23 protein-coding genes, 1 tRNA gene and 1 CRISPR repeat array are annotated in these 25158 nt (G+C 51.9%); of the genes, 20 read left to right on the top strand and 4 right to left on the bottom strand.

Going from position 1 to position 25158, the window contains the following annotated elements; all coding sequences use genetic code 11:
* Positions 1-23 precede the first annotated feature (23 nt).
* The 4 genes from KQI75_RS04545 to KQI75_RS04530 are packed head-to-tail and all read left to right on the top strand — an operon-like array spanning position 24 to position 4372.
* Complete coding sequence (locus tag KQI75_RS04545; protein WP_216469549.1) at positions 24-1118, top strand: FAD:protein FMN transferase; 1095 nt, start codon at positions 24-26, stop codon at positions 1116-1118.
* Positions 1119-1165: 47 nt separating this feature from the next.
* On the top strand, positions 1166-3031 hold the full coding sequence (locus KQI75_RS04540) for an FMN-binding protein (protein WP_216469548.1): 1866 nt from the start codon (positions 1166-1168) through the stop codon (positions 3029-3031).
* Between the two features lie 4 nt (positions 3032-3035).
* Positions 3036-3473: an FMN-binding protein gene (locus KQI75_RS04535; RefSeq protein WP_246566399.1), complete on the top strand. Its 438-nt coding sequence runs from the start codon at positions 3036-3038 to the stop codon at positions 3471-3473.
* Positions 3470-4372 (top strand): 4Fe-4S binding protein, encoded by a 903-nt coding sequence (locus KQI75_RS04530; RefSeq protein ID WP_246566397.1) that lies wholly within the window; start codon positions 3470-3472, stop codon positions 4370-4372. The genes KQI75_RS04535 and KQI75_RS04530 overlap by 4 nt, the downstream gene beginning before the upstream one ends.
* Before the next feature lie 36 nt (positions 4373-4408).
* Here KQI75_RS04530 and KQI75_RS04525 read toward each other — a convergent pair whose 3' ends face one another.
* The gene (locus KQI75_RS04525) at positions 4409-5056 is read right to left on the bottom strand and encodes a CpXC domain-containing protein (protein WP_216469546.1); all 648 of its coding nucleotides are present in this window, start codon (positions 5054-5056) and stop codon (positions 4409-4411) included.
* Between the two features lie 113 nt (positions 5057-5169).
* Between KQI75_RS04525 and KQI75_RS04520 the strand changes: the two genes are divergently transcribed.
* From KQI75_RS04520 to KQI75_RS04500, 5 genes are all read left to right on the top strand, one after another.
* The gene (locus KQI75_RS04520; RefSeq protein ID WP_216469545.1) at positions 5170-5727 is read left to right on the top strand and encodes a tRNA (mnm(5)s(2)U34)-methyltransferase; all 558 of its coding nucleotides are present in this window, start codon (positions 5170-5172) and stop codon (positions 5725-5727) included.
* A 333-nt stretch (positions 5728-6060) separates the two neighbouring features.
* Positions 6061-6273, top strand: a complete 213-nt coding sequence (locus tag KQI75_RS04515) for a FeoA family protein (protein WP_216469544.1) — start codon at positions 6061-6063, stop codon at positions 6271-6273.
* 36 nt (positions 6274-6309) lie between these two features.
* Entirely contained in the window at positions 6310-6528 is a 219-nt protein-coding gene (locus KQI75_RS04510) for a FeoA family protein (protein WP_216469543.1), read from the top strand.
* Positions 6529-6611: 83 nt separating this feature from the next.
* Positions 6612-9122: a ferrous iron transporter B gene (feoB, locus tag KQI75_RS04505; RefSeq protein WP_216469542.1), complete on the top strand. Its 2511-nt coding sequence runs from the start codon at positions 6612-6614 to the stop codon at positions 9120-9122.
* Positions 9123-9160: 38 nt separating this feature from the next.
* Entirely contained in the window at positions 9161-9358 is a 198-nt protein-coding gene (locus tag KQI75_RS04500; protein WP_216469541.1) for a FeoB-associated Cys-rich membrane protein, read from the top strand.
* A gap of 199 nt (positions 9359-9557) precedes the next feature.
* Here the strand turns inward: KQI75_RS04500 and trmB are convergent, their stop codons facing one another.
* Positions 9558-10298: a tRNA (guanosine(46)-N7)-methyltransferase TrmB gene (trmB, locus tag KQI75_RS04495; protein WP_216469540.1), complete on the bottom strand. Its 741-nt coding sequence runs from the start codon at positions 10296-10298 to the stop codon at positions 9558-9560.
* A 122-nt stretch (positions 10299-10420) separates the two neighbouring features.
* Between trmB and malQ the strand changes: the two genes are divergently transcribed.
* From malQ to KQI75_RS04480, 3 genes are all read left to right on the top strand, one after another.
* On the top strand, positions 10421-11932 hold the full coding sequence (gene malQ / locus KQI75_RS04490) for a 4-alpha-glucanotransferase (RefSeq protein WP_216469539.1): 1512 nt from the start codon (positions 10421-10423) through the stop codon (positions 11930-11932).
* Positions 11933-11952: 20 nt separating this feature from the next.
* Positions 11953-12606, top strand: a complete 654-nt coding sequence (locus tag KQI75_RS04485) for an HAD family hydrolase (RefSeq protein ID WP_216469538.1) — start codon at positions 11953-11955, stop codon at positions 12604-12606.
* A gap of 151 nt (positions 12607-12757) precedes the next feature.
* Positions 12758-12833: transfer RNA gene (locus KQI75_RS04480), tRNA-Gly, on the top strand.
* Positions 12834-13026: 193 nt separating this feature from the next.
* A CRISPR array of direct repeats spans positions 13027-14124; the repeat unit is 32 nt; unit sequence CTGGCAACCCGCACTCACATGCGTATTGCAAC.
* A 244-nt stretch (positions 14125-14368) separates the two neighbouring features.
* Here KQI75_RS04480 and KQI75_RS04475 read toward each other — a convergent pair.
* Positions 14369-15856, bottom strand: a complete 1488-nt coding sequence (locus KQI75_RS04475; protein ID WP_216469537.1) for a transposase — start codon at positions 15854-15856, stop codon at positions 14369-14371.
* Between the two features lie 217 nt (positions 15857-16073).
* Here KQI75_RS04475 and KQI75_RS04470 point away from each other — a divergent pair, with 217 nt between their 5' ends.
* From KQI75_RS04470 to KQI75_RS04460, 3 genes are all read left to right on the top strand, one after another.
* A complete protein-coding gene (locus KQI75_RS04470) occupies positions 16074-17414 on the top strand; it encodes an MATE family efflux transporter (protein ID WP_216469536.1) in 1341 nt (446 codons plus the stop codon).
* 418 nt (positions 17415-17832) lie between these two features.
* On the top strand, positions 17833-19005 hold the full coding sequence (locus tag KQI75_RS04465; RefSeq protein ID WP_216469535.1) for an NAD(P)-dependent malic enzyme: 1173 nt from the start codon (positions 17833-17835) through the stop codon (positions 19003-19005).
* 106 nt (positions 19006-19111) lie between these two features.
* Positions 19112-19432, top strand: coding sequence for a helix-turn-helix domain-containing protein (locus KQI75_RS04460; protein ID WP_216469534.1), 321 nt, complete (start codon positions 19112-19114; stop codon positions 19430-19432).
* 48 nt (positions 19433-19480) lie between these two features.
* Here KQI75_RS04460 and cls read toward each other — a convergent pair whose 3' ends face one another.
* Positions 19481-21058, bottom strand: coding sequence for a cardiolipin synthase (gene cls / locus KQI75_RS04455; RefSeq protein ID WP_246566395.1), 1578 nt, complete (start codon positions 21056-21058; stop codon positions 19481-19483).
* 492 nt (positions 21059-21550) lie between these two features.
* Between cls and gdhA the strand changes: the two genes are divergently transcribed.
* From gdhA to KQI75_RS04430, 5 genes are all read left to right on the top strand, one after another.
* The gene (gene gdhA, locus KQI75_RS04450; protein WP_216469533.1) at positions 21551-22894 is read left to right on the top strand and encodes an NADP-specific glutamate dehydrogenase; all 1344 of its coding nucleotides are present in this window, start codon (positions 21551-21553) and stop codon (positions 22892-22894) included.
* Between the two features lie 190 nt (positions 22895-23084).
* The gene (locus tag KQI75_RS04445; RefSeq protein WP_216469532.1) at positions 23085-23381 is read left to right on the top strand and encodes a nucleotidyltransferase family protein; all 297 of its coding nucleotides are present in this window, start codon (positions 23085-23087) and stop codon (positions 23379-23381) included.
* A complete protein-coding gene (locus KQI75_RS04440; protein WP_216469531.1) occupies positions 23368-23772 on the top strand; it encodes an HI0074 family nucleotidyltransferase substrate-binding subunit in 405 nt (134 codons plus the stop codon). The genes KQI75_RS04445 and KQI75_RS04440 overlap by 14 nt, the downstream gene beginning before the upstream one ends.
* A gap of 126 nt (positions 23773-23898) precedes the next feature.
* Entirely contained in the window at positions 23899-24267 is a 369-nt protein-coding gene (locus tag KQI75_RS04435; RefSeq protein WP_216469530.1) for a VOC family protein, read from the top strand.
* Positions 24268-24282: 15 nt separating this feature from the next.
* A complete protein-coding gene (locus tag KQI75_RS04430; RefSeq protein ID WP_216469529.1) occupies positions 24283-25155 on the top strand; it encodes a DegV family protein in 873 nt (290 codons plus the stop codon).
* Positions 25156-25158 lie beyond the last annotated feature (3 nt).

The raw sequence follows: 25158 nt of genomic DNA, 5'->3' as shown, positions 1-25158 counted from the left end.
TTTTGTTGTGAGAAAGGAATATTATGAGATATAAAGTACGATTGATTCTGGCATCCGCCGTAGTGGCGAGTATGCTGCTGACAGGATGCGGCACGGCATCCGATACAAAACATACAGGCAGTGCATCGGAAACACAGACGACCAACAGCACAACGGCCAGCTCAGCGCAGCCGGTTAGCCAAGAAATCTTTGCGATGGATACCTATATGACGGTTACGGCGTATGGTGACAACGCACAAAAGGGCGTGACCGATGCGGTTGCGGAAATTCAGCGCTTGGACAATCTGCTGTCCATCGGCAAGGAGGACAGCGAAATTTCCAAGCTCAACAAGAGCGGCTCCGCGGCGCTGTCCGATGACACAGCGGTTATGGTCGCAAAGGCGTTGGATTTGTACAAGAGCACGGGCGGCGCGTTTGACATTACGGTTCTGCCGCTCATGGAGCTGTGGGGCTTTACGACACAGGAGTATTACGTCCCGACAGAGGATGAAATTCAGTCCACGTTACAGCGCGTCGGCGCAGATAAGCTGACATGGGACGAAAGCACCAAGACGCTGACGCTGGGAGACAAGCAGGAAATTGACTTGGGCGGCATTGCCAAGGGCTTTACGTCCAGCCGCATCATGGAAATCTTCAAAAAAGACGGCGTGACCTGCGGCATGGTGTCGCTGGGCGGCAACGTGCATCTGCTGGGCACCAAGCAGGACGGCAGTGCGTGGCGCGTAGGCATTCAGGACCCGAACAACACCGATGATATGCTCGGTGTACTGGAAGCAAACGACTGCGCGGTGATTACATCCGGCGCGTATGAGCGCAACTTTGAAAAGGACGGCGTGACCTATCATCACATCATTGATCCGGCAACCGGTAAGCCGTCCAACAGCGGTCTGACCTCGGTTACCATTGTCAGCAAGGACGGCACACTGGCTGACGGTCTGTCCACCTCACTGTTCGTCATGGGCAAGGACAAGGCGATTGCGTACTGGAAACAGCACGCGGACGAGTTTGATACCATTCTGGTGGATAAAGACAGAAATGTATACATCACGGAGGGCATTGCCGGCAATTTCTCGCCGGACAGCGTTTCCGCCAATCAGGTGCATACCATCGAAAAATAATATCCCATTGTAACAACCAATCGTTTCACCACGCAAGGAGGCAAAACATGCGTATCTTTTACAATCAATCTGTGGATGCCATTGCCCGCCGACTGATACCGGGCATTGCTGTCGCGGCGCTGGCGGCATGGGGCGTTGCCTCCGGCGGCGCGGTGCTGGAAGACATTCCGGAGCTGACATCCAAGGCACAGGCGGCCAATCTTGGCTCCGGTTCTGCCGGTGCGGCGGCGGATGCCGGCTCTTGGCAGGACGGCACGTGGACGGGCACGGCACAGGGCTACGGCGGTGACGTCACCGTCAGCGTGACCATTGCGAACAAGAAAATCACCGCGATTGAAGTGGTGTCCGCCTCGGCAGAGACACCGTCCTTCTTCTCGCGCGCAAAGGCAATTATTCCAAAGATTATTGAGGCGCAGAATCCGGATGTCGATGTGGTGTCCGGTGCGACCTATTCCTCCAACGGCATCATCAATGCCGTGAAAAACGCGCTGACCAAAGCGTCCGGCGGCACAGTGACCGAGACATCCAATGGCGGTGCGGCGAGCAATGCGGCGGGAAGCACCTCCTCCGATGCGTTTCAGGACGGCACGTACAAGGACGGCACGTATACCGGTTCGGCGGCAGGATTCCGCGGCAATATCACGGTCAGCGTGACGATTTCCGGCGGCAAGATTGCGAGCATCAATGTCGTTTCCGCACCGGGCAACGATGAGCCGTATCTGAGCAAGGCGAAAACGCTCATCGCCAAGGTTCTTGCCAAGCAGAGCCCGAACGGTGTGGACACGGTGTCCGGCGCAACCTATTCGTCCAACGGCATTTTGAATGCCATCAAGAACGCGCTGACCAAGGCGGCGGGCGGCACGGTGTCCGAGACGCCGAGCAGCGGCGGAACAACCGGCGGCGACACTTCTCCGAGCAAGCTGGATAAGGACACGTATACGGGCACGTACAAAGACGGCACGTACACCGGCACCGGAAAGGGATATAAGGGCACCGTGACGGCGAAAGTCACCATTTCCGGCGGAAAAATCAAAACCATTGACGTTTCCGGCAGCGATGACGCGGCATATTTTGGCAAGGCGAAAAACGGCATTGTCAATAAAATTATTTCCGGTCAGACCACCAATGTGGATACGGTATCCGGCGCGACCTACTCGTCCAATGGTATTATCTCTGCGGTGAGAAATGCGCTCAAAAAGGCGCAGACCACCGGCGGCACAACCACCGATGACGAGGACAAGAAGGACGAAAAGACCTACACCGACACCAAGACCGAGTTCTACGGCATCGGATACGGCTATCGCAGCGGCCGCATTGTGCTCAAGGTCACGGCGTCCGGCGGCGCGTTAAAGGGCGTTGACGTCATCGAAAAGAACGATCAGGACGATGACTATTTTAACGATGCCATGGAAATCGTGGAAAAGGTCAAGAACGGCAAAAATATCAACGTGGTGGACACTGTGTCCGGTGCGACGTATTCGTCAAAGGGCATTTTGACCGCACTGACGGAGGCGCTGAACAAGGCGGTGATTGCGGGACAGTACACCCCGCCGAAGGAGACGCCGGATACGCCGGACACACCGGAGCTGACACCGGAAGGAAAGACGTACACGGAAACGGTTGCGGTCAATCCGGATGCAGATAAAGATTTTGAAGCCTATGAGCTGCTTGTCGATGTCACGGTACAGGACGGAAAAGTGACGAGCGTATCGCTCAACGCATCCAATGGATATGGTTCTAACTCCGAGGAACAGGCAACCAATAAAAAGCGTTCGGAGAAAGCGGTAAATATGAATCTGATTGGAAAGTCCACATCAGAAATAGACGGTGCAGATGTAATCAGTAAGGCAACCTGTTCGTCCATTTCCATCAAGCAGGCGGTCAAGCAGGCACTGGCAAAGGCGGAGGGCTGATTTGTTGAAACATCTGGATTTTTGGTCAAGACTGGGCAGTCTTGTGCTGGCGGTCGTGGCGCTGTGTGTCTATCAGGCACATGCGCTGCAATGGCAGGCGGCAGAGGACGAAAATAAACAGCAAATTGCCGAGGCACAGGCAAAAAACGCCGCCGCAGAGGGCGGGGCAGTCAGCTACGCGGACGGCACATACACTGGCAGCGGTGACGGCTTCGGCGGCACAGTGTCCGTGGAGGTCACGGTGTCCGGCGGAAAAATCACCGCGATTGACGTTGTCAATGCGGCGAATGAGGACGCGGCGTATTTGGATAAGGCAAAGGGTATCATCGACAGCATGATTTCTGCCAATTCGCCGGAGGTCGATACCATCAGCGGAGCGACATTCTCCTCGACAGGCATTAAGACGGCGGTACAACAGGCATTGGAGGGCGCAACAGCATGACAAACACGCAAACAGCATCAAAAGCGGCGGCAAAGAAAAAGCCGATGAATCCGATGCAGCGTGTCAAGCTGCGCCGCCGCGTGCGTGCCGTGATTCAGCTGGCGTTTTTTCTGCTCGCACCGTCCGTGTACACCTCGTGCTTTTCCGGCATCAAGGAAATGGCGGCGGCGGTCGGCGCAAAGGACCCGATTTCGTACGGTTCGTTTTTCACGACACTCGTGGTGGTATGTCTGTACACCATCGTCTGCGGCCGGTTTTTCTGCGGCTATGCCTGCGCCTTCGGCGCGTTTGGCGATGCGGTATATGAGCTGTCTCAGTTTATTCAGAAAAAGACAAAAAAGAAGCTGCCGCACATGCCGGACAAGCTGACCGGATACCTGCAAAAGGTCAAGTATCTGGTTTTGCTCGCCATTGTCGTTTTGTGTGCGACAGGTGTGTATGATAAGCTGCCGGGCTGGAGCCCGTGGGATGTATTCTCAATGCTGACTGCGCCGCGCGGCATTCCGGCGGGCTATACGATTGCGATTGTGCTTTTGATTGCCATTGTTGTAGGCATGGCGGTAAAAGAACGCTTTTTCTGTCAGTTCCTGTGCCCGATGGGCGCGATTTTCGCGCTGCTTCCGGTGATTGGACGATATACGCGCAATCGCTCCAACTGCATCAACCGCTGCTCGGCGTGCGCAAAAAATTGTCCGGTCTCGGTAGAGACCGACGAGGGCAATATCCGCATGGGAGAATGTATCTCCTGCGGCAAGTGCAGCGATGTGTGCCCGCGCCGCAACATCAGCTATGCGAATGGCCGCGTGCAGGATGGCAATGCGCCGTTTCCGGTTGCGGTCAAGGCGGTGCTGCTGTTCGCAATTTGTCTGGCACTCGGCTTGATTCGCAGTTTTGGATAACAAAAAAGCTCCCGCGGGGGAGCTTTTTTTGTCGCGTCAATCGCTGTTTTGGGGCGTCTGCGGCGCCAAACAGCGCAGAATGCCGGAGTTTCGGACGAATTGGCTGTCCACAGCCAGATATCCGGTGACATTGGGGCGGAAACCGGAGGCTGTCAGGCGATCCTCGTAGCGCCAGATTGTGGCGAGCGGGATTTGAATTTGCTCGGCGGGATTGTTGTCATCGTATTGGAAGAATACGTTTTCATTGTCCGCGCTGACGAACAGCAGGCGGGTGATGGTCTTGTTCGGGAACTGGCGGGTGAGCTGCGCCGTCACAAGATATTTGACCATCTCGATGGTCACATCATCCAGTTCGGCCTCCAAGATGCGGATGCGCTCCAAAAAGCCCGCCAAGGTGCGTTCCAGACGCAGCTTGTATTGCGGCATGAGCGGTGTGACAGCGGGTTTCTCCATGCTCGGCTGGAAAGAGACGAGGAATTTCTTTTCGTCGTTGCTGTACACGCAGGTGTACGCGGCGTGCATGTGCGTGCCGCAGCGCGGGCAGGTCTGCAAAAACATCGAACCGTTGAGCAGCTTTTCGCGCAGCTCCGGTTGCGTCTGTGCGTTGATGACGTTGTATTGCTCGATGTCAAAGGTGGTGCTGCACTTGGGGCAGGTCATTTGCGTGGTGTTCGGCGTGGACATGAGACAATCCCTCCTGTACAGAAAAAATAAGTTGGTTCTAGTATACCACAAAATATCGTGCGTTGGGTAAAACTGTGGTATAATTGCAGCAAAAATAAAAAAGGAGACAGGACATGAATACCTTGAGCTTGGTACACGCGCATTTGCAGTCGTGGATTCATTCGGGAGATTTCGTCATTGACGCGACGGCGGGCAACGGAAAGGACACGGAATTTTTGTGCGGCTTGGTCGGACGAGAGGGAAAAGTCCTCGCGTTCGACATTCAGGAGCAGGCGGTGGAAAACACCAAAAAGCGGCTGGCGGAACACGGCTGGTCGGAGGTTGGAGAGGTGGTGCTGGACAGCCACGCCAACATGGGCGCGTATGCGCAGGAAAACAGCGTGGACTGCATCGTGTTCAACCTCGGCTGGCTGCCCGGCGGAGACCACACGGTATTTACCCACGCGGACAGCACGATTGCAGCCATCGAAGCGGGGCTCAGGCTGCTGCGCAAAGACGGTGTGATGTGCGTGAGCATTTACTACGGCGGCGCGAGCGGCTATGAGGAGCGGGATGCGCTGCTGGAATACGTCAGGACGATAGATCCGGCACAGTATACGGTTCTCGTCACGCAGTTCGCCAATCGGGCGGGAGACCCGCCGATTCCGGTGTTTATTCACAAGGCAACATGAAAACGGAAAGCAGAGGAGTAAGCCTCTGCTTTTCTTGTTTTATACGGCGAAAATGCGGAGATATTCGGACGATTTGCAAAAGAAAATGAGAAAAATAAAAAATACGCAGAAAAATCAGTATATGTTAACAATGGATAAAACGAAACCTTAGCATACCCTAACGACTGAACAAATGCAACAAAAATGCGAAAGTACCGGAAAAATACCACGTAATTCATTGACAACGGCATAGAAAAAAGATATTATACTAATTGATTAGCGAGAACTAATTAGCTTTCGCATGCGAAAAGTATAAGACTATGCTAAAAAACAGAAACAAAGGAGGAACGGATCATGATGCCATTGACATTTGCAGCAGTTGGCGAGGAAAATACCATTGTGAAAATCGGCGGCAAGCCGGAGGTCAAGAAACATCTGGAAAATCTGGGCTTTGTTGTGGGAGGAACCGTAAAGGTTGTTTCTGCGATGGGCGGAAACCTGATCGTGAACGTAAAGGAAGCGAGAGTCGGTATCAGTCAGGAGATGGCGCAGAAAATCATGATTTGATGCCTTCACGAAAATGAAGGGAAGGAGAACGCAAAGATGACATTAAAAGAAGCAAAAGTTGGCAGCACGTACACCGTGGCAAAGATTACGGGTGCCGGTGCAATCAAGCGCCGCATCATGGACATGGGCATTACCAAGGGCATTGAAGTGTACATCCGCAAGGTTGCTCCGCTCGGCGATCCGGTAGAGATTACCGTTCGCGGCTATGAGCTGTCTCTCCGCAAGGAAGACGCTGAGATGATCGAAGTCAAGTAATCCGAAGGATTGTTTGAAAAAAGAGGTTAATTTTGAAACGCGTGCAAGCGGTCTCACCGGCATGCGTAGAAAGGAAATGAACGATGAGTTTGACAATCGCCTTAGCCGGCAATCCGAACTGCGGTAAAACAACCCTGTTCAACGGTTTGACCGGTTCCAATCAGTTCGTCGGCAACTGGCCGGGCGTAACGGTTGAGAAAAAAGAGGGCAAGCTGAAGCAGCACAGTGATGTCGTCATCACGGACCTTCCGGGCATCTACTCGCTGTCTCCGTACACACTGGAGGAAGTGGTAGCGAGAAATTACCTGCTCGGTGAACGTCCGGATGCCATTCTGAACATCATTGACGGCACCAACTTGGAGCGCAACCTGTACCTGACCACGCAGCTGACCGAGCTGGGCATTCCGGTCGTTGTCGCAGTAAACATGATGGATATTGTCGAGAAGAACGGCGATAAAATCAACATCGAGGAGCTTGGCAGAGAGCTGGGCTGTAAGGTGGTAGAAATCTCCGCGCTCAAGGGCAGAGGCATCATGGAGGCTGCCGAGGCGGCCATTCACGCGGCAAAGAACGAAAAGACCATTCCGCAGCACACGTTCTGCGGTTCGGTAGAGCACGCACTGGCACACATTGAGGAGCTGGTTCTGCACGATATGCCGGAGGAACAGCAGCGCTGGTATGCCATCAAGATTTTCGAGCGCGACAGCAAGGTTCTGGAACAGCTGAACCTGTCCGAGGAGACGCGCGCGCACATCGAGAAGGACATTGAGGCTGCCGAAACCGAGGAGGATGATGACTCCGAGTCCATCATCACCAACGAGCGATACCTGTATATTGCATCCATCATCAAGGGCTGCTATAAAAAGGTATCCGCCGGCAAGCTGACCATTTCCGATAAGATTGATAGAATTGTCACCAACCGTATTCTGGCGCTGCCGATTTTCGCGGTTATCATGTTTATCGTGTACTATGTATCGGTTACCACCGTCGGCACGGTAGCAACGGACTGGGCAAATGACGGCGTGTTCGGCGACGGCTGGCACCTGTTCGGCATCGGTTCCTCTGCGTATTCCGATGTAGCGGACGAATACAACGAGGCACTGACCGTTGCAAACGGCTTTGTCACCTATGAGTCCGAGCAGGGCGTGGACACCTCCGCTGTAGAAGCAGCGATGGATGCGGAGTCTGAGGATTACGATCCGGAAGCTGCAAAGGCTGCTCTGACGCAGTTCGCTGCCACGATTCCGGCAGGCACCGAAGCTACCTATGAGGTAGAGGACGAAGAAACACTGGCAACCGAGGATGAGACCGCTACCGTTGACGATCTGACCGCTGCTATGGCAGTTCTGGATCAGGACGGCTATGAGGCACCGGATCCGGCAAACTACGGCGTTTGGATTCCGGGCATTCCGGTATTTGTAGAAAAGGCTCTGACCAGCATCGGCTGTGCAGACTGGCTGTCCGGTCTGATTCTGGACGGTATCGTTGCCGGTGTCGGCGCGGTTCTCGGCTTTGTGCCGCAGATGCTCGTTTTGTTCATCTTCCTGGCATTTTTGGAGGCCTGCGGCTACATGGCGCGTGTTGCCTTCATCATGGACCGTATTTTCCGCCGCTTTGGTCTGTCCGGCAAGTCCTTCATTCCGATTCTGATCGGTACCGGCTGCGGCGTTCCGGGCATCATGGCTTCTCGTACCATCGAGAACGAAAAAGACCGTCGTATGACGATCATGACCACAACCTTTATTCCGTGCGGCGCAAAGACCCCGTTCATCGCCATGGTTGCAGGCGCCATCTTCGGCGGTGCTGCATGGGTAGCAACCTCTGCTTATTTCCTTGGCATCGCAGCAATCATTTGCTCCGGCGTCATTTTGAAGAAAACCAAGATTTTTGAGGGCGATCCGGCTCCGTTCGTTATGGAGCTGCCGGCATATCATATGCCGACCGTAGGCACCGTGCTGCGCAGTATGTGGGAGCGCGGCTGGTCCTTCATCAAGAAGGCAGGCACCATCATCCTGCTGTCCACCATTCTCGTTTGGTTCCTGTCCTACTTCGGATGGGTAGACGGCAGCTTCGGTATGCTGGCAGAGGATCAGATCGACTGCTCGATTCTGGCTAAGATCGGCAACGCTATCTGCTGGATCTTCGCACCGCTCGGCTTCGGCAACTGGCAGGCAACTGTCGCTTCCATCACCGGCTTGATTGCAAAGGAAAACATCGTAGGCACCATGGGTATCCTGTACTCCAGCGGCGCCGGCACCGTATATCAGAACATGGCAGCTACCTTCTCGCTGGCAAGCGGCTATGCGTTCCTCGCATTCAACCTGCTGTGCGCACCGTGCTTCGCGGCAATGGGCGCAATCCGCCGCGAGATGAACAGCACCAAGTGGTTCCTCGGTGCGATTGGCTACCAGTGCGGTCTGGCATATCTGGTTGGTCTGGTTATCTATCAGATTTCCAGCCTGCTCAGCGGCGGCGGCTTCGGCATCGGCACCGTTGCAGCCATTGTGGTTATCGTGCTGTTCTTCTTCCTGCTGCTCCGCCCGAGCAAGAAGGCTGAGATCAGAAGAAACACATTGGCGGTTGACGCAAGATAAATTTCGTGCGAAAATAATAGATCAAAGGAGGAAGAATCATGACCTGGCTCATAGAAAACATGGGTACAATTATTGTATTGCTTGTACTTGTTATCATTGTAGCAGCTATTGTCCGCAAGCTGTATTCGGACAAGAAAAAAGGCATTCATTCCTGCGGCGGTCACTGCGGAGGAGGCTGCCCGGGGTGCTCATCCTGCGGCGGAAGCTGTTCCTCTTGCTCTGCGCACAAGAAATAAACAGTGCTGACACAGCGCAAAACCAAAGGCGGCATGGGAGAAATCCCGTGCCGCCTTTTTTCGATACTTGTATGAAAATGGTATATTTTGGGGGAAAGACGCGAAAAAACGTCCAGAATCAGACAAGAATGCTGTTTCTGGACGTATCGTACAAAAATATTCGGATAAACCTTGCCATTGTTGGTGAAAAATGATATAATTAAGCCTGCGAGGAGCCGAAAGACGGCGCAACCGAGCCGCGCGCCTTCTCGGCGAGCTGCTGCGCGGTGCGCGGCGGCGTGTGGGCGCGGGTGAGCGTGTCCTCATCGCGGCGGCTGGCCTCCAGACGATAGATGCGGAATCCTTCCTTGGAGAACTTTTCTTCGTATTCCGTCATAATGTTGTCCTGCTCGCTGTTGTGCAGATCCAGACAAATGTTCTGAATCAGCCAGCCGTAGCCGCACATTTCCTCCAGCGTAAACTCAAACAGATGCTGGTTGTCGGTCTTAAAATGCACCTGTCCGTTTTTCGCGAGCACGCAGTCGTACAGTGCCAAAAAGTTGGAATGGGTCAGACGGCGCTTGCGCTGGCGGTTCGGCGGCCAGGGATCGGAGAAATTGAGATAGATGCGGTCGATCTCTCCGTCGGCAAAAATGTCGGTCAGACCGGCGGCGTCAAAGTCCAAAAACTGAAGGTTGGGGAGGCTGAGCTCCATCGCCTTTTCGGTTGCCATAATCAGGGCGCCTTCCTCGCGCTCAATGGCGAGATAATTGATGTCCGGATTCCGGCGGGCGGTCTCGATGATGAAACGGCCCTTGCCGCAGCCGATCTCCAAATGGAGCGGGTTGGTGTTGCCGAACAGCGCGCGCCACTGTCCCTTGTGCTGCTCCGGATCCGAGACCAGCACCGGCGCACAATTTGCCAGACGGGTATCCAGATTCTTTTTCTTTCTCATCCGCATAGGGATACTCTCCTTTTGTTTTTTATAATCGTGTCAAAAATACGGTTTTTCTGTAATGATTATAGCGGAATTATCGTAAAAATGCAATTCATTTGCAAAATAAATAGAGATAGGGTGTTATCATGTTTCAGAGATCTAGTGGTGTAGTTTTGCATATTTCCTCGCTGCCGTCTCCGTATGGTATCGGAACGCTGGGCAAGGATGCATATCAGTTTGTTGATTTCCTGCGCGACGGCGGACAGACCTATTGGCAGGTTTTGCCGCTCGGACAGACCGGCTTCGGCGACAGCCCATATCAGTGCTTTTCCGCAGCCGCAGGCAATCCGTATTTTATTGATTTGGATACCCTCAAGGAGATGGGGCTGCTCAGCGAACAGGATTTGCGCGACGCCGATGTCGGACACAATCCGGATCGCGTAGATTATGAGATGCTGGCACAGACGCGCCTGCCGATTTTGCATCGCGCCTTTGTCCGCGCGCAGGAATCCATGATTCAGATGGGCAAGATGGACGCGTTCCGCCGCGAAAACAAAGACTGGGTGGAAGACTACGCCATGTTCATGACGCTCAAAAAGCACTTTGACCAGAAGGCGCTGTGGGATTGGGATGACGAAGCCATCAAGCACAGAGAGCCGGAGGCGATGCGCAAGTATGCGTTTGATCTCAAGCATGAGATTGATTTCTATGTGTTCATGCAGTATCTGTTCTTTGCGCAGTGGGAGAAGCTGCGCGCCTATGCGAACAAGCAGGGCATTCAGATTATCGGTGACATTCCGATTTATGTCTCGCCGGACAGCTGCGACGTGTGGGCACATCCGGAAATGTTCCAGATAGACGGCGATTTGAAGCCGCACGGCGTTGCCGGTGTGCCGCCGGATTACTATTCCGCAACCGGTCAGCTGTGGGGCAATCCGACCTACAATTGGAAGGTCATCGAGGATGACGGATTCCGGTGGTGGATTTGGCGCGTGCGCCGCAATCTGGCGCTGTTTGATGTCACGCGCATTGACCACTTCCGCGGCTTCCAAGCGTACTGGGAGATTCCGGAGGGCGAGGAGACCGCCATCAACGGCAAGTGGAAGAAGGGCCCGCGCATGAAGCTGTTCAAGGCGATTCGCGAGGCGCTGGGCGAGGTGCCGATTATCGCGGAGGATCTCGGCGATATTGATGACGCGGTGCGCAAGTTCCTCAAAAAGAGTGGCTATCCGGGCATGCGCGTCATGATTTTCGGTATGCGCGCAGACGAGAACAACGACCACATCCCGTTCAACTGGCCGAAAAACTGCGTCGGTTACACCTCGACGCACGACTCCGAGACGGTTGTGGAACAGTTCACGGACAAGTGCAGCGATGCAGACCGCGACGTGATGCGCGAATATCTGCGCGTTTCGGACAGAGAGCCGCTGGGCTGGAGCGCGATTCGCACCGCTTTCGCCGCTCCGTGCGATATTGCCATGACAACCATGCAGGATCTGCTGTCGCTGGGCGCAGATGCGCGCATGAATACTCCGTCTACGCTGGGCGGAAACTGGAGCTGGCGTGTGCGCCGCGATGCCATCAACAAGGATGTATCCGGCTTCCTGCGCCGCGCGACGTATGGCGGCAAGCGTCTGAATCCGCTGGCGCAGAGATAAACGAAAGAAGGACGTAATTTTTGAAACATGCAGTGATTTTTGATCTGGATGGTACATTGCTCAATACGTTGGGCGATTTGCGGGCGGCGACCAATCACGCACTGGAGGTGCGCGGTCTGCCGCCGCACTCGATGGAAGAAATTCGACAGTTTATCGGCAATGGCATTCGCCTGCTCATTTGCCGAGCGATGCCGGAGGGAACGCCGGAGGCGGAGATTGATGCCGTGCTGGACGATTTCAAGGCGTACTATGCGGCGCATATCCACGACCGCACCGTACCGTATGACGGCATTCCGCAGCTGCTGACGGCGCTGAGAAAGCGCGGCATCCAGGTGGCTGTGCTGTCCAATAAGATCGATTCTGCTTCACAGCAGCTGATTGAATATTTCTTTCCGGGAAAAACAGATGTTGTCTTTGGCGAGCATGTCGGTGTGCCGCGCAAGCCGGATCCGACCTCCTGCCGGATGGTGATGCAGCAGCTTGGCGTGCAGCCGGAGCAGGTGCTCTACGTCGGAGACTCCGGAACCGACATGCAGACGGCGAAAAACGCCGGTCTGTATGCGGTGGGCGTGACATGGGGATTCCGCAGCAAAGAGGTGCTATTGAAATATGGCGCGGATGTCCTCGTGCATCGGCCGGAGCAAATCCTACAGATTTTAGATTCCGACGAATAAACAAGGCGCAGCTTCGGAGTGGGGAGCTGCGCCATTTTCCGGCTCAAAAAGTTTTTTAAAAAAACTTTCAAAATATTGTTGACAAAAGGGGAATTCTCGCGTATAATAAACACCGTCGTCAGGGAACAGACGAAAACGAAAAACAAAATATGCGGATGTAGCTCATCTGGTAGAGCGCCACCTTGCCAAGGTGGAGGTAGCGAGTTCGAGCCTCGTCATCCGCTCCAAGTTTTGAGACAGTCGAGAAATCGACTGTCTTTTTTGCTGTGTTTGCAAAAATGGAATAGAAAACCCTCGGAGATTGCGCCTCTGAGGGTTTTCGTTTGTCCTCACGGAGCAAACTTACATCTTTAAATGTGAGCAACACACTCACATGCGTATTGCAACTTTTAATGTCTATCTTATCTACTGTAGACACAACTGGCAACCCGCACTCACATGCGTATTGCAACGCTGCTGTGCGAGGACAACTACTCTCCGGATTGCTTCTGGCAACCCGCACTCACATGCGTATTGCAACAACCTTAGAGTCAATTACCAAAAAAGGTTTGGTGACTGGCAACCCGCACTCACATGCGTATTGCAACACGGCATTGAAACATGCGGTAGAGAGCAACGTGCTGGCAACCCGCACTCACATGCGTATTGCAACGCCTACGTCTTTTATATCGTCCATTAGGACATTCTGGCAACCCGCACTCACATGCGTATTGCAACGTACTGATTCACCTTCCAATACCAAAACAGTGTCGCTGGCAACCCGCACTCACATGCGTATTGCAACTTTTGTTCATATTCTTTAATCCACCATCCTTCCGCTGGCAACCCGCACTCACATGCGTATTGCAACGATGTAGTCATCATAAGAGCGGGAATTGAAACCTACCTGGCAACCCGCACTCACATGCGTATTGCAACGTTATGATATTAGAGAGGGGATTTACCATGACAACTGGCAACCCGCACTCACATGCGTATTGCAACGATGTAGTCATCATAAGAGCGGGAATTGAAACCTACCTGGCAACCCGCACTCACATGCGTATTGCAACGGTCAGTCTTTCAGTGCCGCTTTTATCATCTTGGCCTGGCAACCCGCACTCACATGCGTATTGCAACCTTGCGCCCTACGTTTATCTTACCTACAAAGAGCTGGCAACCCGCACTCACATGCGTATTGCAACATTACCGTCAAGTCCAAAGCGTTCTGCACAATGTCCTGGCAACCCGCACTCACATGCGTATTGCAACTTGATTGGTGCAGGCTTGGCACTCTGGGCTGGACTCCTGGCAACCCGCACTCACATGCGTATTGCAACTTGGACTGGACTCTTGCAACGATGCCAGAGGGTGCTGGCAACCCGCACTCACATGCGTATTGCAACACATAACACTCGTTGAGGTACACGCCATACGTGATGCTGGCAACCCGCACTCACATGCGTATTGCAACCTGCTGATGACTGTGGATGGTATTAAGTCGGTTCTGGCAACCCGCACTCACATGCGTATTGCAACGGCAAAAATGCACAATACTACAACACGCAGAGTTCGTAAATGCAGGGCTTTTCGTACATGGATACCTTCTCTCACTCGGTTTGAAAAAATCAAGGCGAGTGAGCACTGAATATCGTTCCGAAAAGCATTTCTTATTACGTATTTTGTCAGCCAAAATACGTGTATGCATAAGTTAGGACATGCCCTGTCCTTCTGAAGTTTGTGCGAATATTCTATTGTGTTTATGTGTGATTGGCGTTCGCACTTACGCGATGCCAAAACTGCTTAAATGTCTTTCGGGAGTTTGCTGGAGACGATAAATCTCTTGGTCGTGCAATGATTTGAATTGAGAATAGGTTTTGCTGCATCGCTCTCGGTCGGTTGACTGGAGAGATGGCTGGCTGTTCATCAGGAGAAAAGCGGAATATAGATCGCGCTGTATCCGGTCTCCGTTTCCTAATTCAGCCCAACGCTGACGCAGTAACTTTTTTGTATACGTATCTGTGATGTGGTCGTATTGACTCGCACGATACGACCATGTGTTGACTTTATGAAGCTCTGTGCCTGCATAGCTTTTTAACTTGGTTTCCAATATGGTAACTAACATAGCAGGCGCTCTGTTGGCAATGGATTTTCCAAATCGCTTTTTTCGGTTTGCTCTGCCGTTTTTATTATAAGTTGTCTCTTTGGCTCGTGCCTGCAAGCCTTTAAAATTCATCTGCTCGATGTACACCTCTGTGCCGAGAGATAAAATATAATTGGCAAGACAGGTATGTTGATATTTCCGGATGTCAGCGTTTTTGCGCTCTAACTCACGGACTTGACCGCGTAATTTTTGATAGTGCTTGGAATAGTGCCAAGAGAGCTTTACACCGCGCCGAATGGTTTTGTTTTCATTGAAATTATCTGGATTGGTTGCGCGGCGGCTGCGATCCATTTTTTGCTGCAATGCCACCTTGCGCAGGTGGTTTTGGTTGATTTTATCGGCAAGCTCCATCAAACGAACTTCCTGAGAAGAAGCAATTGCAATAGAACTTGGTCCGATGTCAATGCCAACGCGACCAGTTCCCGTCTTTCGCGGTTTGGGAACGGCGTTACCATCCAATGTGAATTGCACGTAGTATTTATATCGCGTTTTTACCCATTTTCGGATGATACGCTCGAACTTGATCTTTTTCTCAAGCATAGCGCATTCATATGGCGTTTTTGGACAAGCTACGCGCAATTCTAATTTCACTTTATTTTTGCATTGTCCGCCATTCCAATGTAACATTCCGTTGCGAAAACGCATGCCATTTCCATCTTTTTTGCAAGCGATGCTACTAAGAGAACCGCGTCGAATAAAATGAATCTTTCTTCCAGTGTTGAACAATACCTTTTCAAAAGAATTCCATACATCGGATGCGGATTTATGCGCGATTTGAGTGGCAATATGCTCAACAAAATGTTTCTGCATATTGGTCATATCATCAATGAATGCAAATTCACTAAAACCGGCGTTCTTTAACAGCTCATTTCTTTTTTTATAAAGAGTTTTTCGATTTTCTTTGGGAGCATTAGAAATTTCTGCCTCTAGCTGCCGGTATTGCTTGGTTCGCTGTATATTTTTCAGCTTACGCAGTTCTAAGGCAATCAGAGAATTTTTTAAATGCTCCATAATTCGAAATCGCTTTTCGATGATGTGCTCCTGCCAAGGCTCTGTTAAGAGCGGTAAAGTCAAGACACAACACGCTTTATCAGATTTTCCTGCCATTCGCACACCTCCTTTTATGTATGAAGTATATCATGCATAAAAGGTGTCTGTCAAACAGTCTATGGGTTTGACACACTCCCGCAAACATGCTACAATATCCGCATAAAACCGTACCGCGCTTATACGGGGAGTGGATTTTTCTAGCATCGTCTATTTTCGCCACACAGTTGTTTTGCAGCTGTGTGGCTTTTTTTTATTGCTTTGGGAGGTGGTTTGTTTGAATCAAACGTTTATGAAAGAGCGGCGCATTTTACCGCTGGTGCTGTCTATGTCGCTGCCGATGGTCATTTCGATGGCGGTCAATTCGCTGTACAATATCGTGGACAGCTTCTTTGTGGCGAAAATCAGCGAGGACGCCATGACGGCGCTGTCGCTGGTGTTTCCGATTCAGAATTTGGTCAATGCTGTGACGATTGGCTTTGCCATTGGCATCAATGCCGTGATTGCGTATTTTCTCGGCGCAAAGCAGGAGCACAAGGCAAATGAAGCGGCGACGCAGGGCATTGTGTGCAATTTTTTGCACGGTATCCTGCTGACTGTCGGCTGTATTGCGGGAATGCCGATGTTTTTGCGCATGTTTACCGAAAATCAGACGGTACTTGATATGGGATTGCGCTACGCGCGGATTGTTCTGCTGTTTTCCGTTGTCATTTCCATGGCGGTGTCCTTCGAAAAGATTTTCCAGTCGGTCGGAAAAATGAAGGTGTCCATGTTCAGCATGATGGTGGGATGTGTCAGCAACATTCTCTTAGATCCGGTTTTGATTTTTGGACTGGGACCCGCGCCTCGACTGGGAATAGAAGGCGCTGCCATTGCCACCGGTCTGGGTCAGATTTTTTCACTGGCGGTTTATCTACTGATTTATATGTTCCGTCCGATGGGGGTTCGGATTCAGCTGCGCGGGTTTGCCATGAATAAAGGGCTGCTGCTGCGGCTGTATTCGATTGGCATTCCGGCGGCGCTCAATATGGCGCTGCCGTCTGTGCTGATTTCTGCGCTCAATGGCATTCTGGCGGCATACGGACAGGTGTATGTGCTGGTTCTCGGCGTATATTATAAGCTGCAGACCTTTTTGTATCTGTCCGCCAACGGCATTATTCAGGGCATTCGCCCGCTGGTCAGCTACAATTACGGCGCAGGGGAATACCGCCGCGTGCGCCGCATCTATACAACCTCTCTGACGCTCATCATGGCGATTATGGCGGTCGGTACGGTGCTGTGCCTGCTGTTCCCGCAAAGCCTGATGGGACTGTTTACGGACAACCGCGAAACGCTTGCGATTGGTGCGGCGGCGCTTCGCATTATCAGCTTGGGCTTTGTCGTCTCTGCCGTCTCCGTCACGGCCTCCGGCACGCTGGAAGGATTGTCGCAGGGCGTGCCGTCGCTGGTCATTTCTCTGTGCCGGTATATCCTTGTCATTATTCCGGCGGCGTTTGTGCTCAGCCGTGTGTGCGGCGCGCGCGGCGTGTGGTATGCGTTTGTCATCAGCGAGATGTTGACCGCTGCTGCGGCAGGGCTGATTTACCGCCGCGTATCGCACAGAACCATGAAAATTTAGACAGAAAAAGACGTTGAGCCGGATGTTCCTGCATCCGGCTCAACTGGGTATTTGCGGTAGAAAGGGTGAATGAAAGAATTAAAAAAAGGGGTGGAAAGTTCAAAATAAAAAGGTAGGTACAAATAATATATAGAGACTGCATGTATCATGCAGATGCTTTTAGTCTGCCCGCTGTGGAGCGATGGACAATGTGAACGGGCAGTGAATACATTGTCTTCTGTGCTTTTGATGATTTTATTTTACCGGAAATTTATGAAGGATTCCACACCGCGGCGTAAAGAAACTATGAAAGACCTGTGAATAAATTGTAACAGAACCGACGGTGTGACGAATATCTGAGAAAAAAATAGCGTTTGTGTTTCCTTGTGCGGAGTGGTACAATAAAAGAATCAGAAAATATCGATCAGTGGAGGTCATTATGGATCAGAAAGAAAGAGCATTACAGGCTCATCGTGATTGGAAGGGCAAGATCGAAGTTATTTCTCGCTGCAAGGTAGAAAATGCGGATGATCTGTCGATTGCATACACGCCGGGCGTTGCACAGCCGTGTCTGGAAATCCAGAAGGATGTAGATTTGAGCTATGTGTATACCCGCCGTCATAATCTGGTGGCAGTTATCACCGACGGTTCTGCTGTGCTTGGTCTGGGCGATATTGGTCCGGAAGCAGGCATGCCGGTTATGGAAGGCAAGTGCGCGCTGTTCAAGGAGTTCGGCGGCGTCGATGCATTCCCGCTTTGCGTCAAGACCAAGGATGTCGATGAATTTGTCAACACCGTGGCACTGATTTCCGGTTCCTTTGGCGGCATCAATTTGGAGGACATTGCGGCACCGCGCTGCTTTGAAATCGAGCGCAAGCTGAAAGAGCGCTGTGACATTCCGGTATTCCATGATGACCAGCACGGCACGGCCATTTGCTGTGCGGCAGCGATGATTAACGCTTGCCGTCTGACCGGCCGCAAGCTGTCCGAAATTAAGATGGTTGTCAACGGCGCCGGTGCTGCCGCGATCGCCGTGACCAAGCTGCTTGTCAGCATGGGGCTGAAAAACGTCATTATGTGCGACAAGTTCGGCGCGCTGTATGAGGGCTGTGAGCAGATGAATGCAGAGCAGGCATACATGGCGACCATTACCAATCCGGAAAACAAGCGCGGCACGCTGGCGGATGTTCTGCCGGGCGCTGATATTTTCTTCGGCATGTCCGCGCCGAATGTCCTGACCAAGGATATGGTTCGCACGATGGCAAAGGACCCGATGGTATTCCCGATGGCGAATCCGACGCCGGAAATCATGCCGGAGGATGCGCTGGAGGCCGGCGCGGCGGTTGTCGGCTGCGGCCGTTCGGACTATCCGAACCAGATTAACAACGTGCTGGCATTCCCGGGCGTGTTCCGCGGTGCACTGGACGTGCGCGCTTCCGATATCAACGAGGAAATGAAGATTGCGGCGGCATATGCGATTGCGAACGTTGTCAGCAATGAAGAGCTCAACGCGCAGTACATCATGCCGAAGGCATTTGACCCGCGCGTGCGCGACGCGGTTGCGGCAGCGGTTGCACAGGCAGCGCGCGACAGCGGCGTGGCAAGAATCTAATAGATTTGCTTGCAAAAGCAGGACGAACAAGAACCCTCGGAGGCGAAAGCTCCGAGGGTTCCTTTCATACGTTTAGACGGTGTTGTTGCATGGAGGTGGTGAGAAAATGCAGTATGAAGAACGATTTTCCAAGAGACTGATACAGCTTCGGATGCAGAAGGGCGTGTCTGCGCGGGAGATGAGTTTGTCTATTGGACAGAACGCCAGCTATATCAATAATATTGAGACTGGAAAAGCATTGCCTTCTATGAACGGCTTTTTCTATATCTGCGAATACTTGAATATTTCTCCGCAAGAATTTTTCAATGAAACCGCGGAAGCGCCCCAAAAAGTGAGAGAATTGGCGGAAAAAGCGAGTGCACTGCCGCAGCAGCAGATTGAGCACCTAGCCGCTTTAGCCAATGATTTGCTTGAAAACCTCAAATAACCAAAACCCCTCGGGCACTCCGAGGGGTTTTCTGCTGCACTTTTCGGTTTACAGAAGCGGGGCGAACAGGGAGACCAGCGAGCCCCAGATGGACTTGATCCAAGGGTACGACCTGATCCAATGGCTGTCGATTTCGCGCGATTTTTTGATGGTGTCCAAAATATCATCGCGGATTTTGTCCACGACAGAGGATTTGTAAAACAGACAGCCGCACTCAAACTGCAAATAGAAGCTGCGGAAATCCATGTTGATGGTTCCGACAACGGCGATGTCGTGATCCGCGACAATCATCTTTTCGTGCAGAAAGCCCGGCGTGTATTCGTAAATCTTGACGCCCGCCTCGACAAGCTGGGGATAAAACGAGCGGGTCACAGCGTAGACGAGCTTTTTGTCCGGAATGCCCGGCGTCAAAATGCGCACATCAATGCCGGATTTGGCGGCGTAGCACAGCGCGGTTGTCATCTCGTTGTCCAAGCTGAGATACGGCGTTGTGATGTATACGCTGCGTGTAGCACTGTTGATGATGTCCAGAAAGACGTTTTCACTGACGTTTTCGTTGTCCAGCGGGGAATCCGCAAACGGCTGCACAAAGCCGTCGCTGGGGAAAATTTTTGTCGGCTGATAGTCGGACAGATTTTTCGTCTCCTGTTTGACGGAGAAATCCCACAGCTGCAAAAACATGGCGGTCAGATTGGCGACGCCGCTGCCGGACAGCTTGACGCCGGTGTCCTTCCAGTGCCCAAATCGGTCTACCTCGTTGATGTATTCGTCAGCGAGGTTGATGCCGCCGGTATAGCCGATGTTTCCGTCAATGACGCAGATTTTTCGGTGGTCACGATAGTTCAAATACGTGGAGATGAGCGGGAACAGGCGGTTGAAGCGAACGACCTGCATGCCCATCGCCCGAAGCTTTTTGTCGTAGTGATGCGGGAGCGTGGAAATACATCCCACATCGTCATACATCAAGAGGATTTCGACGCCCTCCGCGGCCTTTTGCCGCAGAACCTCCAAGATGGAATCCCACATGATGCCGCGCTCGATGATGAAAAACTCGATGAAAATAAAGCGCTTGGCTTTTTTCAAATCCATCAGCATCGAATCGTACAGGTAGTCGCCGAGCGGGAAATATTCCGCAGCGGTGTTTTTCCATGCGGGCATCTCCACAATGTCATAGAGATATTCGCAGGTTCGCCGGTGCTGCGGAATCGTCTTGCACAGCGTGCGCGTGTCTGAGACGCGAAACTGCTCGATGACATCAGTGCGAATCGGCTTGACGCGAACCAGCCGCGCGCGATTGAGCGGCGTATTTCCCATAAATAAATAGAACAGTGCGCCGAACGGGGCGAAGAACAGGATAATGATAATCCATGGGATTTTATATGAGGGATTGTCCGACTTGCGCACGAGCCAGATGAGAACGATGGGACTGACAATCTTGAGGCATTGATACGCGATGACCCAGCGGCCGCGCAGAAACAGCAGGGCGTAGATAATCGCATAGAATTGCAGACACAGCAGCACCGCGGTGATGGTCAGTCGGCTGAACAAAAACCGAAAGACGGACTTTTTGACCTTTCTTCCGGTTTTCAGTGCGAAGTCGTGCGTGGAAAATTCTGGTTTGTTCAAGAAATCCTCCTTTTCCGGTGAAAATCAATCTGTATGTATCATACGCATTTTTTCGAAAAAAGTCAATGAATCGGGCAAATCATACCAAAACTGTATCAAATCTGGAAAAAAGACGGAATTGCAACATAACGGTGAATATCCTGCAAAAAAACTGTTTGGTTAAAGTAAACAGATGGGCACATTCTGGGAGGAAGAAGGAAAATTCTCGCATTATCTACTTAAAAAGCAGTATAAAACAGAAATGCAGGAAATTATTCAATTTGGATTTTTGGAACATAAATACATGCAAACACGGAATAAAACGAGAAATGCTGTTGTTTTTACCCTAAATAAGGAAGGAATACACAAAAATAAGAAGGTCGGGAATGCAAAAAATAGAAATTTAGAAAAAAATTATGAATTTTGCAATTTTTGTGTTTTCAAATTGCCATTCTTGTGGTATGATGATAACCGAAGATGTGATTAAACCATAATGTATGGAGGAAAACAAAAATGGCTATTACGAACACCTATCTGAAGGGTGTCTATGACACTGTAGTAAAGCGTAACCAGAACGAGCCGGAGTTCCAGCAGGCAGTATATGAAGTACTCGAGTCCCTGCAGCCGGTAGCTGAGCGCCGTCCGGACCTCGTTGAGGCTGGCGTGTTTGAGCGCATCGTTGAGCCGGAGCGCGGCATCCAGTTCCGCGTTGCTTGGGTTGACGACAACGGCAAGGTTCAGGTAAACCGCGGCTTCCGCTATCAGTTTAACTCCGCAATCGGACCGTACAAGGGCGGCATCCGTCTGCATCCGTCTGTTTGCGCTTCCATCATCAAGTTCCTGGGCTTTGAGCAGATCTTTAAGAACAGCCTGACCGGCCTGCCGATCGGCGGCGGCAAGGGCGGTTCCGACTTCGATCCGAAGGGCAAGTCCGACGGCGAAGTTATGCGTTTCTGCCAGGCATTCATGACGGAGCTGAGCCGTCACATCGGTGCTGACACCGACGTTCCGGCTGGTGATATCGGTACTGGTGCTCGTGAAATTGGTTATATGTTCGGTCAGTACAAGCGCATCCGCAACGAGTACGTTGGCGTTCTGACCGGTAAGGGTCTGCAGTGGGGCGGCTCCCTGGCTCGTACCGAGGCTACCGGTTACGGCCTGTGCTACCTCGTTGATGCAATGCTGAAGGATCACGGTACTTCCTTCGAGGGCAAGAAGGTTGTTATCTCCGGTTCCGGCAACGTAGCAATCTACGCTACCCAGAAGGCTACCGAGCTGGGCGCAAAGGTTATCGCGCTGTCCGACTCCAACGGCTACGTTGTTGACGAGAACGGCATCAACCTGGACGTTGTCAAGGAAATCAAGGAAGTTCGCCGCGGCCGCATCAAGGAGTACGTAGAAGCAGTTCCGTCTGCAAAGTACTTCGAGGGCAAGGGCATCTGGAATGTTAAGTGCGACATCGCTCTGCCGTGCGCTACCCAGAACGAAATCAACGAAGAGGACGCAAAGGCACTGGTTGCTAACGGCGTACAGGCAGTCGGCGAAGGCGCAAACATGCCGTCTACCCCGGAAGCTATCGCTGTATTCCAGGGCAGCAACATTCTGTTTGCTCCGGCAAAGGCTGCAAATGCAGGCGGCGTAGCTACTTCCGCTCTGGAGATGAGCCAGAACTCTCAGCGTCTGTCTTGGACCTTTGAAGAGGTTGACAGCAAGCTGCATCAGATCATGGTTAACATCTACCACAACATTTCCAGCGCTGCTAAGGAATATGGCTGCGAGGGCAACCTGGTTGCAGGTGCAAACATCGCAGGCTTCCTGAAGGTTGCTGAGGCAATGAAGGCACAGGGTGTTATGTAATTCGGATTTGACTCCGCAAAATAGCTAACTTTATACATGAAAATCCCTCGGTTTCGTGAGAAGCCGAGGGATTTTTTGAACTTATCTTGACGCTGATAAGCGTTCATGATATGCTTTTTAAAGCCGTATGGCTTTTTGAACCGGAAAATCGGATGCAAAAAAACGTTTTTGCGTGAATGGAGGTGCGCCTATGCTGCGCAATACAGGAATCAAACCGCAGGTGCAGGACGAAATTTGTCACCTTGCTGAAAAATATCATCTGGACAGAGTGATTCTGTTTGGTTCTCGTGCACGGGGGGATTATTGGCGAGCCAGCGACATTGATCTGGCGGTTTCCGGCGGCGACATCACGCGCTTTTCTCTGGATTTGGAAGAGGAGACCTCCACGCTGCTGACGTATGATGTTGTCAATTTGGACGAGAAGGTAGCTCCGGAGCTGCTGGCGAGCATTCAAAAGGAAGGGGTTATTTTGTATGAAAAAGTTTGAAAATTATTGCTCGAATCTCGATGTCCTGTCACGCGCCGGACAAGAAGATTTGACGAATGAATTTATTATCGGCGGAATTATTGATAAATTTCATATTCAGTTTGAGCTTGGCTGGAAGGTGCTCAAAGAGCTTTTGAAATATGAGGGCAGACAGGAAGGAAATACCGGCTCACCCAGAGAGGTTCTCAAAGCGGCGTATTCCATTTATGGATTTTTGGATGAAGAAATTTGGCTTGCTATGCTGAAAGACCGCAACAGCATGACGCATATCTATGACGGGGCAGAGGCGCAAAGACTGGTGCATGTGATTTTGAACCGATATATCCCAGAGTTTCTTCGGCTGAGAGACAACCTCCAACAGCAATATCCATCCCTGCTGAACATGCTTTAATGGAAAACAAATCGCCGCGTGCAGGCGCATAAATGTGCAGATTTTGCCGGAAACCATTGCGCCCGCGCGAAATTGCACGTATAATAGAAACAGACGTAAAACAATCAAAATCAGGAGGAACTTATCATGCAGTTTCGCTTTGCACATAATAATTTTAACGTAAAAAATCTGGAGGAGTCGCTCGCGTTTTACGACAAGGCACTGGGCTTGAAGGAGACCGGACGCATCGCGCCGAAAAGCGGAGACTTTATCATTGTATATCTGGGTGACGGCGTGACGCCGCACCGCTTGGAGCTGACTTGGCTCAAGGAGCACCCGCAGGCGTATAACCTCGGAGAAAACGAATTCCATCTCGCGCTGGAGGTTGACGATTTTGAGGCGGCGCACGCCAAGCACAAGGAAATGGGATGCATTTGCTTTGAAAATCCGGCAATGGGCATCTATTTTATCAACGATCCGGACAATTATTGGATTGAGATTGTTCCGGCAAAGTAAATCGGAGGGAAATACATGGGATATGTCATTGTTACGGATTCCGTTTTGGACATCGAAGAACGTTTTCTGCACCAAAACGGGATTTGTACTGTTCCGTTGAGCTTTACGATAGACGGATATGATACCGTGGAGGACGATTTCGGCAAGACGGTTCCGTTTTCCGATTTTTATCGGCAGCTGCGCGACGGAGCTGCCGTTACGACGGCGCAGGCGCCGATTTCCGCGTTTACCAGTGTGTTTGAAGGGATTTTGAAGTCCAAACGCGATGTCGTGTACTTGGGCTTTTCGTCCGCACTGAGCGGAAATTATCAGACCGGCTGTATCGCCAAAAATGAACTGGACGGAAAGTACAGCAATCAAATCTACTGCGTGGATACGCTGGCGGCGGCAGGCGGTCAGACCCTCGTGATTCGGGAGGCCGCCAAACGCAAGGCAAAGGGCTATACCGCCGAGCAGCTGGTCGAGTGGGCGCAGGAATTCCGCAAGCATGTCGTGCATTGGTTCACCGTGGATGACCTGCTGTATCTGCACCGCGGCGGCCGCGTGCCGAAAAGCGCTGCGGTCATGGGAAGTCTGCTCAGCGTCAAGCCGATTTTGTATGTGTCGGATGAGGGCAAGCTGCTCGTGTGGAAAAAGGCGCGCGGCAGAAAACGCGCACTGGAAATGCTGGCAAAACAGATGAACAAGCACATTCGAGAAATCGGAACGTATCCGGTGACCATCAGCCACGGCGATTGTCAGGAGGACGCAGAGTATCTCAAGGAATATATTCTGTCGCATACAGCGGTGGAGCAGGTGGAGATTCACATGCTGGATACCGTCATCGGCGCGCACGCCGGTCCGGGAACCGTTGCGCTGTTCTGCTATGGAGATAAGCGGGGAGAATAAAAC

Origin of the sequence: Butyricicoccus intestinisimiae (assembly GCF_018918345.1) — a bacterium.
Lineage (GTDB): Bacteria > Bacillota > Clostridia > Oscillospirales > Butyricicoccaceae > Butyricicoccus_A > Butyricicoccus_A intestinisimiae.
The sequence above is the reverse complement of the archived record's forward strand: the minus strand, read 5'-3'. Positions and strand labels throughout refer to the sequence as shown.